At 71.9% G+C, this 12,768-nt stretch carries 11 protein-coding genes; 10 read left to right on the forward strand and 1 reads right to left on the reverse strand.

Annotated features, from left to right (window positions below; translation table 11 throughout):
• Window positions 1–113 precede the first annotated feature (113 nt).
• The 3 genes from GXP74_RS37720 (at window position 114) to GXP74_RS37730 (ending at window position 3,870) form a co-directional block, all read left to right on the forward strand.
• Window positions 114–887: a response regulator transcription factor gene (locus tag GXP74_RS37720; protein ID WP_182455688.1), complete on the forward strand. Its 774-nt coding sequence runs from the start codon at window positions 114–116 to the stop codon at window positions 885–887.
• Between the two features lie 138 nt (window positions 888–1,025).
• On the forward strand, window positions 1,026–2,543 hold the full coding sequence (locus tag GXP74_RS37725) for a cell wall metabolism sensor histidine kinase WalK (protein ID WP_182456919.1): 1,518 nt from the start codon (window positions 1,026–1,028) through the stop codon (window positions 2,541–2,543).
• A 97-nt stretch (window positions 2,544–2,640) separates the two neighbouring features.
• Entirely contained in the window at window positions 2,641–3,870 is a 1,230-nt protein-coding gene (locus GXP74_RS37730) for an MFS transporter (RefSeq protein ID WP_182455689.1), read from the forward strand.
• Here the strand turns inward: GXP74_RS37730 and GXP74_RS41720 are convergent.
• A complete protein-coding gene (locus tag GXP74_RS41720; protein ID WP_255528203.1) occupies window positions 3,864–3,986 on the reverse strand; it encodes a hypothetical protein in 123 nt (40 codons plus the stop codon). The genes GXP74_RS37730 and GXP74_RS41720 overlap by 7 nt on opposite strands.
• Before the next feature lie 144 nt (window positions 3,987–4,130).
• Here GXP74_RS41720 and mshD point away from each other — a divergent pair, with 144 nt between their 5' ends.
• The 7 genes from mshD (at window position 4,131) to pstA (ending at window position 12,744) form a co-directional block, all read left to right on the forward strand.
• Window positions 4,131–4,991, forward strand: coding sequence for a mycothiol synthase (gene mshD / locus GXP74_RS37735; protein ID WP_182455690.1), 861 nt, complete (start codon window positions 4,131–4,133; stop codon window positions 4,989–4,991).
• A 181-nt stretch (window positions 4,992–5,172) separates the two neighbouring features.
• On the forward strand, window positions 5,173–7,530 hold the full coding sequence (locus GXP74_RS37740) for an RNA degradosome polyphosphate kinase (protein ID WP_182455691.1): 2,358 nt from the start codon (window positions 5,173–5,175) through the stop codon (window positions 7,528–7,530).
• 43 nt (window positions 7,531–7,573) lie between these two features.
• Window positions 7,574–8,584 carry a CHAD domain-containing protein gene (locus GXP74_RS37745; protein ID WP_225448472.1) on the forward strand — a complete coding sequence of 337 codons (1,011 nt, stop codon included), beginning with the start codon at window positions 7,574–7,576 and terminating at the stop codon, window positions 8,582–8,584.
• On the forward strand, window positions 8,569–9,000 hold the full coding sequence (locus GXP74_RS37750) for an NUDIX hydrolase (protein ID WP_182455692.1): 432 nt from the start codon (window positions 8,569–8,571) through the stop codon (window positions 8,998–9,000). The genes GXP74_RS37745 and GXP74_RS37750 overlap by 16 nt, the downstream gene beginning before the upstream one ends.
• Window positions 9,001–9,233: 233 nt before the next feature.
• Window positions 9,234–10,388 (forward strand): phosphate ABC transporter substrate-binding protein PstS, encoded by a 1,155-nt coding sequence (gene pstS, locus GXP74_RS37755; RefSeq protein WP_182455693.1) that lies wholly within the window; start codon window positions 9,234–9,236, stop codon window positions 10,386–10,388.
• A gap of 197 nt (window positions 10,389–10,585) precedes the next feature.
• Complete coding sequence (gene pstC / locus GXP74_RS37760; RefSeq protein ID WP_182455694.1) at window positions 10,586–11,674, forward strand: phosphate ABC transporter permease subunit PstC; 1,089 nt, start codon at window positions 10,586–10,588, stop codon at window positions 11,672–11,674.
• Window positions 11,674–12,744 (forward strand): phosphate ABC transporter permease PstA, encoded by a 1,071-nt coding sequence (gene pstA / locus GXP74_RS37765; protein WP_182455695.1) that lies wholly within the window; start codon window positions 11,674–11,676, stop codon window positions 12,742–12,744. The genes pstC and pstA overlap by 1 nt, the downstream gene beginning before the upstream one ends.
• Window positions 12,745–12,768 lie beyond the last annotated feature (24 nt).

A 12,768-nucleotide genomic window follows, 5' to 3' on the forward strand; every position in this document is an offset into this window, starting at 1 on the left:
CCCGGCCTGTCCCCATGGCGCTGTCCGCGGGGCGCGTCACTGAAGGACAATACGGACACATGTCACCGTGTCCGCAGTAGCGCAGTTAGCGAAGAACCTGAGGAGCAGTCCGAATGCCTGCCGCCAACGCCTCTCCCAGCGAACCAACCGCCCCCGAGGCGGAGCCGCTGGCCCGTGTCCTGGTCGTCGACGACGAGCCGGCCCTGCGGGACGCCCTCGAAAGCAGCCTCGCCTTCGAGGGCTACGAGGTGGCCACCGCCTCCGACGGCGTCGAGGCGCTGGACGCGATCGCCGAGAACAAGCCCGACCTGGTGCTGCTGGACATCATGATGCCGCGGATGGACGGCCTCACCGCCGTCCGGCGGCTGCGGTCCCGGGGCGACACCGTGCCGGTGCTGATGCTGACCGCGCGGGACGCCGTCGGCGACCGGGTCACCGGGCTCGACGTCGGCGCGGACGACTACCTCGCGAAGCCGTTCGAGCTGGACGAGCTGCTGGCACGGGTGCGGGCGCTGCTGCGCCGCAACACCATCGTCCAGGCGGCCGGGTTGGGGGACGGCCCGTCCAACGACGAGATCCTGGCGTTCGAGGACCTGCGGATGAACACGACCACCCGCGAGGTCACCCGCGCGGGCCACCCGGTCGAGCTCACCCGGACGGAGTACATGCTGCTGGAGATGTTCCTGGCGCACCCGCGCCAGGTGCTGACCCGGGAGCAGATCCTGAAGGCGGTCTGGGGCTTCGACTTCGAGCCGTCGTCGAACTCCCTGGACGTGTACGTGATGTACCTGCGCCGCAAGACCGAGGCCGGCGGGATGCCGCGCCTGGTGCACACCGTACGCGGCGTGGGATACGCGCTGCGGGCGGTCGAGCGCAGCAGCAGCTGACGCCGCGAGATGGCGACGACGATTCCGACGGGGACCAGCACAGTGAGCGACACGCAGACACCAGCGGAGCAGCTGGAGCCGGAGCACCCGGAGGAGCCGGAGCAGGGCCGCCACCGCTGGTCCGACTGGTTCCAACGGATGTCGCTGCGCGGCCGACTGTCCGTGCTGACCGCCGCGGCCGTGGCGGTCGCCATCGCGGTCTGCGCGGTCACCTGCTGGTTCGTGGTCAAGGACCAGTTGAACAGCCAGGCCAGGAACAGCCTCCTCGCCGCCAATGTGAACTCCCTGCTGCTGGGGGGGACCAACCTGCAGCCGTACTGCGGCGACACCGCTGCCTCGGCCGCCGCCACCGCCAAGTCCAATGCCGAGCTCGCTGGCCTGCCGGTCACCGACCACGACCAGACGACCAACATGAGCGCCGAATTCCTGCTGCCGTCCAGCAACGGCGTGAAGGTCTGCCTGCCGATCACCGCCACACGCGGGATCAACTACGTGAGTTCGGACTTCAGTGTGGTGCAGGGGCAGGACCACGTCCGGCACGGCAGCTACACCGACGGCAGCGCCGCGCTGGTCCGGGTGACCACCACGACCATCACCTACGAGGGGCAGCGGTTGGCGGTGCCTGTCCTGGTCGCCTACCCGCTGTCAGCCACGCAGGACTCCCTGCAGGAGCTGCTGCTCGTGCTGGTCGGCGTCGCCGCCGTGGGCGCGCTCGGGGCGGCCGGGATCGGGCTGGTGGTCGCTCGCGCGGCGCTGAAGCCGGTGGATCGGCTGACCGACGCGGTCGAGCACATCGCTCGGACCGAGGAGCTGGGGACCACGATCGAGGTCAACGGGAGCGACGAGATCGCGCGGCTGAGCGAGTCGTTCAACTCGATGAGCACCGCGCTCGCCAGCTCCCGGGACCGGCAGTCGCAGCTGATCGCGGATGCCGGGCACGAGCTCCGCACCCCGCTGACCTCGCTGCGGACCAACGTGGACCTGCTGGTGCGCAGCGAGGAGACCGGCCGGGCGCTGCCGGAGGAGACCCGGACCCGGATGATGCGCAACATGAAGGCGCAGATGGTCGAGCTGTCGACGCTCATCGGCGACCTGCTGGAGCTCTCCCGGCCGACCCGGCCGAAGGGCGCCAAGCCGCTGGAGGTGCTGCCGCTGCACGACATCGCCGCCCGCGCGCTGGACCGCGCCCGGCTGCGCGGTCCCGGGCTGACCTTCAACGTCGACGTGCACCCCTGGTACGTCCGGGCCGACGCGCACACCATGGAGCGCGCGGTGATCAACCTGCTGGACAACGCGGTGAAGTTCAGCCCGCCGGGCGGGGTGATCGATGTCGGGCTGCGCTTCGGCACGCTGACGGTGCGCGACCACGGCCCGGGCATCCCGGCCGAGGACCTGCCGCACGTGTTCGACCGCTTCTGGCGGTCGCCCTCGGCGCGGCAGATGCCGGGCTCGGGCCTGGGGCTGGCGATCGTCGCGCAGACGATCCGGGACGCGGGCGGCGAGGTCTCGCTGGCCGCCGCCGATCCCGGACCGGGCGGGGTGACCGGCGGCGCGCTGGCCACCGTACGGCTGCCCGGGGCGCCGACGCCGCCGCCCACGACACCCCCGGCGACGCCGCCGGGGGTGTCCGGAACGGCCGGGAGCGAAGGCCGATAGGCCACAGCTGTCCATCATATGAAACTAAACATCCCACCTGGTGGATGGCCGCCATGATGAACCCGCACCGTTCGAACGGATCTGCGGGGAGAGAGCCATGGCGAGTCAGCGAACGTCCGGCGCGCGCGAGAGCATCGTGCGGGAGGCGCCCGAGGACCGGGGGGCGAACCTCCGCTGGGTGATGCTGGCGCTGGGCACCGCCGCCCAGGCGGGCGCCTTCGCCTTCGCCTACGGGCTGCCCTACCTGATCCCGACGCTGCGCCACACCGAGCGGCTGGGGCTGACCGGGGCCGGGGTGCTGGTGGCCTGCCCGACGGTGGGCATGCTGCTGGCCCTGTACGCCTGGGGCTCGGCGGCCGACCGCTTCGGCGAGCGGGTGGTGCTGGCCTCCGGCCTGGGGCTGTCGACGGCGGCGCTGACCGGGGCGATGCTGGTGCACGGCCTGGTCCCGCTGGGGCTGATGTTCGCGCTGGCGGGGGCGGCCGGGGCCTCGGTGTCGGCGGCCAGCGGCCGGGTGGTGCTGGGCTGGTTCGCGCCGGAGCAGCGCGGCCTGGCGATGGGCATCCGGCAGACCGCGACACCGCTGGGGATGCTGGTCGCGGCGGTGGCGATGCCGCCGCTGGCGGCGGCGTACGGGCTGCGCGGCGCGCTGCTGTTCGTGACCGCGCTGAGCGCGGTGATGACGGTACTGACGGCGCTGCTGGTGGTGGATCCGCCGCGACCGCCGCAGCCCGCGCCGGGCGCGGAGCGGCCCGCCTCCCCCTACTCCGGCTCCTGGGCGCTGTGGCGGATCCACGGCGCGAGCGCGCTGCTGGTCTGGCCGCAGTTCACCGTGGGGGCGTTCGGGCTGGTCTTCCTGACCCAGGTCCGGCACTGGTCGGCGGTGGAGGCCGGACAGCTGATGGCGGTCGGCCAGGCGCTGGCGGCGGCCTCCAGGATCGGCGCCGGCCGCTGGTCGGACGCGGTGAGCAGCAGGCTGCGGCCGATGCGGACGCTGGCGGCGCTGGTCGGCACGCTGACGCTGCTGCTGGCGGCCTGCGCGCAGTGGTGGCCGTCCTGGGCGGCGGTGCTGCTGCTGGTCGTGCTGTGCGGACTGTCGGCGAGCACCAACGGGCTGTCCTTCACCTCCGTGGCCGAACTGGCGGGCCCCCGGTGGGCGGGCCGGGCGCTGGGGGTGCAGAACATCGGCCAGAACCTGACCGCCTCGCTGACCCCGCCGCTGGCGGGCGCGATCATCACCTCGGCGGGCTTCGGCACGGCCTTCGCCTGCGCGGCCGGGTGCGCGCTGGCGGCCATCGCCGTCATCCCGGTCCCCCGGCGTCAGTAGGGCATGAGCGCCGAGGTGTCCAGGGTGAAGGAGAAGGGCGCCGGAATGTGCACGTCCTCGCCGAACCCGGCGTCCTCGCGCAGCCGGTAGCGGCCGTTGGACAGCTCGCTGAACAAGGTGACCGATGGGCTCGCCGGTCCCCGCCGGTCCGCGCCTGACGCCCTCGCCGCCCTCCGTTCCATGTTTCACCCGTTCGGCGGGTCCGTGTCGGGATCATGGACGCAGGCACCCGGACCGGCGCCCGGACGTAAAGTCGGGCCATGAACGCAGTCGAGGTCATATCAACGGTCGACGCCGAGCAGCGGGCGGCGATCACGGCGGTGCTGGAGCGGGCGGCCGGGGTGGACGGCAAGCAGCCCGTCTCGGAGCAGGGGCGGCTGGCGCTGCGCGGCCCGCGCGAGGGCGTCCGGCACCTGCTCCAGCACGACGCCGACGGCGCCCTGGTCGGCTACGGGCAGGTGGACGGCGAGGGCACCGCCGAGCTGGTGGTCGACCCGGCCCGGCGCGGGCACGGGTACGGCAGGGCGCTGGCGACGGCGGTGTCCGGGACCGGTGCCGCCCGGGTCTGGGCACACGGCGGGCACCCGGGCGCGCGCCGCCTCGCCGAGGGCTTCGGCCTGGAGCTCTCCCGCGAGCTGCGGCAGCTGCGACGGAGCCTGCTGACCGACGTCGAGCCGGTGCTGCCGCCCGGAGTGGTGCTGCGCACCTTCGTCCCGGGACAGGACGAGGAGGCCTGGCTGGCGCTGAACGCCGCCGCCTTCGCCCACCACCCGGAGCAGGGCAGCTGGACCCGCCGCGACCTGGACGAGCGGATCGCCGAGCCCTGGTTCGACCCGGAGGGCTTCTTCCTGGCCGAGCGCGACGGCAGGCTGGTCGGCTTCCACTGGACCAAGGTCGAGGGGGGCATCGGAGAGGTCTACGTGGTGGGGGTGGCGCCGCAGGAGCAGGGCAGCGGGCTCGGCCGGGCACTGACCGCGACCGGGCTGCGGTACCTCGGCGAGGTGCGCCGCCTGGACACCGTGCTGCTGTACGTGGACGCCGATAATCCCGCCGCGCTGCGGGTATACGAGAAACTGGGTTTCACCGTGCACGAGGTCGACCTGATGTACCGCAGGCCGTAACCGGAACACGTGCCCCGCGCTGAGCCGACCTCCCCAGCTTTCCTGCGGGACATCCCCTATTTACCTTGAGTTCAATCGCCGTTGCAAAGATCACGAAATGCAATCCGTACTGTCTCCGCCCCGTCACTCACGCCACGCGCAGACCCGTACGGTTGACAGTCCGCAGGAGGAGCCGCCCACCATGACCGCCCGCCCTGCTACACCGCCCACGCCGCAGCCCGCTTCGGCAGCCGCCGCCGTCGAGCCGAAGCCCGCCGCCGCACAGTCCGCCGCCGCCAAGCCCGCTGCCGCCAAGCCCGCAGCCCGCCGGACCGCCGCCCGGAAGACCACCGCCGCCAGGCCCGAGCCGCAGGCCCAGCCCCAGGCTCAGCCGCAGCCCCAGCCGGAGCCCGGTGGCAACGTGCTGCGGCTGCCGGACAGCCGGGAGCTGGCCGAGCTGGTCGAGGAGGAGCTGCCGAAGGGCCGCTTCCTGGACCGCGAGCGCAGCTGGCTGGCGTTCAACGAGCGGGTGCTCGAACTCGCCGAGGACCCGGAGACGCCGCTGCTGGAGCGCGCCAAGTTCCTGGCGATCTTCGGCAGCAACCTGGACGAGTTCTTCATGGTCCGGGTCGCCGGCCTGAAGCGCCGGATCGCGACCGGCGTCGCCACCCGTTCGGCCGCCGGGCTACAGCCGCGCGAGGTGCTGGAGCAGATCTGGCGGCGCTCGCGCGAGCTCATGGCCCGCCACGCCGCCTGCTTCCAGCAGGACGTCCAGCCCGCCCTCGCCGCCCAGGGCATAGACCTGGTGCGCTGGAACGAGCTCACCGACCAGGAGCAGGCCCGCCTGCTCACCCTGTTCCGGCAGCAGATCTTCCCGGTGCTGACCCCACTGGCGGTGGACCCCGCGCACCCCTTCCCCTACATCTCCGGCCTCTCGCTGAACCTCGCGGTGGTCGTCCGCAACCCGGTCAGCGGCCACAAGCACTTCGCCAGAGTGAAGGTCCCGCAGTCACTGAACCGCTTCCTGGAGGCCTCCCCGCAGCGCTACGTGCCGCTGGAGGACGTCATGGGCGCGCACCTGGAGGCGCTGTTCCCGGGCATGGAGGTGCTGGACCACCACGCCTTCCGGGTCACCCGAAACGAGGACCTGGAGGTCGAGGAGGACGACACCGAGAACATCCTCAAGGCCCTGGAGAAGGAGCTGATGCGGCGCCGCTTCGGGCCGCCGGTCCGGCTGGAGGTCGAGGAGTCGATCGACCCGTACGTGCTGGACCTGCTGGTGCGCGAGCTGAACATCAGCGAGTCCGAGGTGTACCCGCTGCCCGGCCCGCTGGACCTGACCGGCCTGTTCGCCATCGCCGGCCTGGACCACCCGGAGCTGAAGTACCCGGCCTTCGTCGCCAGCACCGCCCGTGGCCTGTCCGACGTCGAGTCCGCCTCGCAGCCGGACATCTTCGCCGCCGTGCGCGAGCGCGACGTGCTGCTGCACCACCCCTACGACAGCTTCTCCACCTCGGTCACCGCCTTCCTGGAGCAGGCCGCCAACGACCCGCAGGTCCTGGCGATCAAGCAGACCCTGTACCGGACCAGCGGCGACTCGCCGATCGTGGACGCGCTGATCGACGCCGCCGAGTCCGGCAAGCAGGTGCTGGTGCTGGTCGAGATCAAGGCCAGGTTCGACGAGCAGGCCAACATCAAGTGGGCCCGCAAGCTGGAGGAGGCCGGCTGCCACGTGGTCTACGGCCTGGTCGGGCTGAAGACCCACTCCAAGCTGTCCCTGGTGGTCCGCCAGGAGGGCGAGACGCTGCGCCGCTACGCCCACGTCGGCACCGGCAACTACCACCCGAAGACCGCCCGGCTGTACGAGGACCTCGGCATCATCACCGCCGACCCGCAGGTCGGCGCGGACCTCTCGGACCTGTTCAACCGGCTCTCCGGCTACTCCCGCCGGGAGACCTACGGACGGCTGCTGGTCGCCCCGCGCTCGCTGCGGCAGGGCCTGGTCACCCGGATCCAGGAGGAGATCGCCCACCACCTGGCCGGGCGCCCGGCCCGGATCCAGTTCAAGCTGAACTCCATCGTCGACGAGGCCATCATCGACGCGCTCTACCGGGCCTCCCAGGCGGGGGTGCGGGTGGACGTGTGGGTGCGCGGGATCTGCGCGATCCGTCCGGGCGTCCCCGGGCTGTCCGAGAACATCCGGGTCCGCAGCATCCTCGGCCGCTTCCTGGAGCACTCGCGGATCTTCCTGTTCGGCAACGGCGGCGACCCCGAGGTGTGGATCGGCAGCGCCGACATGATGCACCGCAACCTCGACCGCCGGATCGAGGCGCTGCTCCGGGTCACCGACGCCGGGCACCGCGCCGAGCTGGCCGGGCTGCTGGAGCTCGGCATCGCCGACGAGACCTCCTCCTGGCACCTGGGTCCCGACGGGACCTGGACCCGGCACGCCCACGCCGAGGACGGCAGCCCGCTGCGCAACGTCCAGGAACTGCTCATCGAGTCCCGGCGGCGCACACGCCGAACCGACGGCTGGGGGCAGGGTGGCCCCCGGAGCTGAGCGCCCGCCCACCGACCGAGACGACAACGGGGACTTACGCACGATGACCGACGCACCCGGGGTGCTCGCCATGCCCGCCACAGCGGCGGGCGACGGCACCGACGCCGCGCCGGAGGCCGCCGACAGCGCGGCCGCCGAGGGGATCACCGGCACCGCAGGCGAGACCCTGGCCGCGCATCTGGCCGCCCACGCGGGCAGCTTCCTGCGCGGCCTGCCGGCCATCGACCCGCGCACCCTGCGCCGGGTCGCCGGGGCGCTGCACACCTTCGACCCGCTGCTGGACCCGGCCTGGGCCCGGGAGCTGCACGACGAGCTGACCCGGCTCGGCACCCTGCTCGGCCAGGAGCTGGCGTACACCCGGCGGCTGGCCCGGCTGACCGCCGCGCTGGACACGCTGGCCTGCGTCGACGCCGAGGCCGCCCCCGGCGCGCCCAAGGCCAGGGCGCTGCTGGAACGCCAGCTCACGCTGGCCCGCTCCCGCGCGCACAGCCTCGCCCTGCAGGAGCTCGGCTCGGCCCGCTTCCACGCGATCGCGGACCGGATGACGCTGCTGGTCTCCGATCTGCCGCTGCGCGGCACGGTCGGCGACGACCCGGCCCGGGCGCTGCTGCCGTTCGCCGCCACCGCCCGGCTCCGGCTGACCGAGGCGGTGGCGGCGCTGCCGCTGCACCGCAGCGCCCGGCCGTACAACGGCGACGCGCTGCACGAATCCGGCGAGGACCTGCCCTGGCGGCAGGTCCGGCTGCTGGCGCTGCGGGCCCGCTACGCGCTGGAGGTCTGCGCCCCGCTGCTGGGCACGGCCGTCGGCGGCCCGACGGCCGGGCTGGCGGAGCTGGCCCGGCTGCTCGGGCAGCACCAGGAGGCCACCGACGCCGCCGGGGCCGCCGCCCTGGCCGGGGCCACCCCGAGGATCACCCCCGCCACCGCGTACGTGCTGGGCGTGGTCCATGCTGATCAACGTCTGGAGGTGGAAGCGGCCCGCCACGCCTTCAGCCTCGCCTGGCCCGACATCCACCACCCGGATTGGCTCTCCGACACATGGCTCACCCGCTGACCGTTCAGACGCAGGACCGGATCCGGGCGGCGGGGGTGGTGCTGTGGCGGGCCGGTGAGCAGTCGGACGAGCCGGAACTGGCGCTGATCCACCGGCCCAAGCTGGACGACTGGTCCTTCCCGAAGGGCAAGCTGAAGGACGGCGAGCGGGCCAAGGAGGCGGCCCGCCGGGAGGCGCTGGAGGAGACCGGCATGCGGGTGGAGCTCGGCTCCCGGCTGCCGACCCAGCGGTACCTGGCCAAGGGGCGGCCCAAACGCGTCCGCTACTGGTCAGCGGTGCGGGTGTCGGGATCGTTCGCCCCGAACCGCGAGGTGGACCGGCTGGAGTGGCTGCCGGCCGGTGAGGCGCGGCAGCGGCTCAGCTACGCTCACGACCGCGAGTTGGTGGACGCACTGCTCAAACAGCTCTGCGAGTGAATGGTCTGACGGTAAGACAGCTTAATCCCGCCGTGTCGAGGCCGTAGCGAAACCGTTACTACCAAACCCCGTATCCCGGCGTCCGTCCGAGGTTCACCCTCCGTTCATTTGTGCTGGCCTGTCGCTTCACTTGACCCACCTAACGTCCATTGGTGTCGGAGGCCGTAAGACCCTCCCCTCCACCACGAAAGTCCCAGACCACAGACCCTGGGACACTCCGAAAGGGACACCAAGTGAAGCTCCAGCGGAACGGCCGCACCAAGGCCCTCGCCATCGGCGCCGTGGCGGTCGTCAGCTCGCTGACGCTCGCGGCGTGCGGCTCCAACAACAACGGCACCACCTCCGGCAGCAGCGCCTCCGCGAGCAGCTCCGCAGGCTCCACCTCGACCGCGGCCTCCCCGGCCGGTGCCGACTGCGGCAGCGGCCAGCTGCTCGGCGCGGGCTCCACCGCCCAGCAGAACGCCGTCACCCAGTGGGTCAAGGACTTCCAGTCGCAGTGCTCGGGCGTCACGGTCAACTACCAGGGCACCGGCTCGGGCGCGGGTCTGACCAGCTTCGAGGCCGGCAAGGTCGCCTTCGCCGGCTCCGACGCCGCGATGAAGCCCGCCGACATCGCCAAGACCGCCGCGGTCTGCCCCGGCGGCCAGGGCATCGACCTGCCGATGATCGGTGGCCCGATCGCGATCGCCTACAACGTCCCCGGCGTGAGCAACCTGGTGCTGGACGCGCCGACCCTGGCGAAGATCTTCACCGGCCAGATCACCAACTGGAACGACACCGCGATCAAGACGCTGAACCCGACCGCGTCGCTGCCGAACCTGCCGATCCAGACGTTCCACCGCTCCGACAGCTCGGGCACCACCAACAACCTCACCGCGTACCTGCACGCGGCCGACCCGGCCGACTTCTCCTACGCCGCCACCAAGGTGTGGCCGGCCAAGGGCGGCCAGGGCGCCACCGGTTCGGCGGGCCTCGCGGCCCAGGTGAAGGCCGTCAAGGGGGCCATCTCCTACTTCGAGCTGTCCTACGCGACCGCGGGCAACTTCAGCACCGTCCAGATCGCCACCGGCGCCCCCGCCCCGGTCGCCGTCTCCGCGGCCAACGCCGCCCAGCTGATCGCCACCGCGCCGGTCGTGGGCACCGGCTCCGACCTGGCGCTGAAGCTCAACTACGCGACCAAGGCCCCCAACGCCTACCCGATCACCCTGGTCACCTACGAGATCGTCTGCGACAAGGGCAACAAGGCCGCGACCCTCCCCGCGCTCAAGGCCTTCCTGAACTACACCATCAGCTCCGCCGGACAGCAGTCGGTCGCCTCCCTGGGCTACGTGCCGCTGCCCGCCGCGCTGGCCGCCAAGGTCCAGGCCGAGATCGCGACCCTGAGCTAGTCGGCAGCGGGTCGGCCCGGTCCTGACCCGGGCCGACCCCGCGCCGGTGCGCACCGACCGCACCACCCGCCGAGCCCGGCCCTGCCCCGAGGGGGGAGGGCAGGCCGGGCCCGGCACCCGCACCATCCGCCCCCCTTCTCGTCCGGTGCACCGCCGCCAGGCGCCGTCTCGACGGCGCCACCCAGACCGGAGAACCCATGGACCTCCCTGACACGGCTCCGCCACACGACAGCTCACCGCTGGAGAGCGCCGCAGGCGCCCCGCAGAGCGAGCCCACCACCGACCTCCTCGCCGACGGCCGCCCGCCTGTCGAGCGGGGTACAGCCGCGTCCGAGCAGTCCGAACGCCGCAAGCGCGTCGTCCGCCCGGGCGACCTGATCTTCGCCGGAGCCTCGCGCGGCTCCGGCATCCTGCTGCTGGTGGTCATGGCCGCGATCGCGGTCTTCCTGACCATCCGCTCCGTGCACGCGATCAGCGTGGACGGCGGGAACTTCTTCACCACCCAGGGCTACGACATCGAGGACACCCCCATGGTGTTCGGGATGTCCGCGCTGGTCCTCGGCACGGTGGTGAGCGCCGTGGTCGCGATGGTGCTGGCGGTGCCGGTGTCCATCGGCGTGGCGCTGTTCATCTCGCACCTCGCGCCGCGCCGGATGGCCCAGGCCCTCGGCTACGTGGTGGACCTGCTCGCCGCCGTCCCCAGCATCGTCTACGGCCTGTGGGGCGCGCTGTTCCTGGTGCCGCACATGCTCGGCGTCAACGCCTGGCTGAACCAGTACTTCGGCTGGACCTACGTCTTCAAGCAGCAGATGCCCGGCGACCAGCCGCGCAGCCTGTTCACCGTGGGCGTGCTGCTGGCCATCATGATCCTCCCGATCGTCACCGCGGTGACCCGCGAGATCTTCCTCCAGGTCCCCCGGGCCCACGAGGAGGCCGCGCTGGCGCTGGGCGCCACCCGCTGGGAGGTCATCCGGACCGCCGTGCTGCCCTTCGCCCGGTCCGGCATCGTCAGCGCCTCCATGCTCGGCCTCGGCCGGGCCCTGGGCGAGACCATGGCCGTGGCCACGGTGCTCTCGCCGAGCCTGGTGCTGAGCCTGCACATCACCGACCCGGGCGGCAGCACCATCGCCCAGAACATCGCCACCCAGTTCGGCGACGCCCTCGGTGACGGCCGTGACGCGCTGATCGCCTCCGGTCTGGTCCTCTTCGTCATCACGCTGCTGGTCAACGGTGGTGCTCGGCTGATCATCGCCCGCCGCAAGGAATACTCGGGGGCGAACGCCTGATGAGCACCATCTCCACCACGCCGAAGAACAACCCGCTGTCGTCCAGCCTCACCGGACGCCGCCTGCCCCGCTGGACCCCGGCCGCGACCGTCGTCGGCGCCGCCGTACTGGCGGTCCTGATCGGCACCGTCTTCTCGGTCTCCAGCAAGCTCCAGTGGTGCCTGATGGGCGCGATCTTCTTCGTGCTCGGCCAGTACATCCTGGCCCGCGCCGTCGAGGGCCGCCGCCAGGCCAAGAACGGGCTGATCACCAGCCTGGTCTGGGTGGCCTTCCTGCTGGCGCTGCTGCCGCTGGTCGGCCTGCTGTACTACACGATCTCGCAGGGCATCGGCGTCATCAACATCACCTTCCTGACGCACTCGATGAACGACATCTCGCCCAACCAGGCGGGCGGCGGGCTCTACCACGCGCTGATCGCCACCCTGGAGCAGGTCGGGCTGGCCGCCGTGATCGCCGGACCGGTCGGCATCCTGACCGCCGTCTACCTGGTCGAGTACGGCAACGGCGGCCTCCTGGCCAGGTGCGTCACCTTCTTCGTGGACGTGATGAGCGGCGTTCCGTCGATCGTCGCGGGCCTCTTCATCCTGACGTTCTGGATCATGATCCTGAACATGCCCTACACCGGCTTCGCCGGCAGCCTGGCCCTGGCCATCCTGATGATGCCGATCGTGGTGCGCTCCACCGAGGAGATGCTCAAGCTCGTCCCCAACGAGCTGCGCGAGGCCAGCCTCGCCCTGGGCGTGCCCAAGTGGCTGACCATCGTGCGGATCGTCCTGCCGACCTCCATCGGCGGGATCACCACCGGCCTGATGCTGGCCGTCGCCCGCATCATCGGCGAGACCGCACCGATCCTGATGTTGGTCTTCGGCACCGACCTGATCAACAACAACCCGTTCAGCGGACCGCAGTCCTCGCTGCCGCTGTACGTCTACCAGCAGTACAACGCCGGGACCGACGCCTCGCAGGCGCGGGCCTGGGGCGCCGCGCTGGTGCTGATCGTGCTGGTCATGCTGTTGAACCTGGTCGCCCGCGGCATCGCCCGCTGGAAGGCGCCGAAGGCATCGCACTGACGTGCGACAGCCCTAAAAGACTTT

This window comes from Streptacidiphilus sp. P02-A3a (assembly GCF_014084105.1).
Classification (GTDB): Bacteria; Actinomycetota; Actinomycetes; order Streptomycetales; family Streptomycetaceae; genus Streptacidiphilus.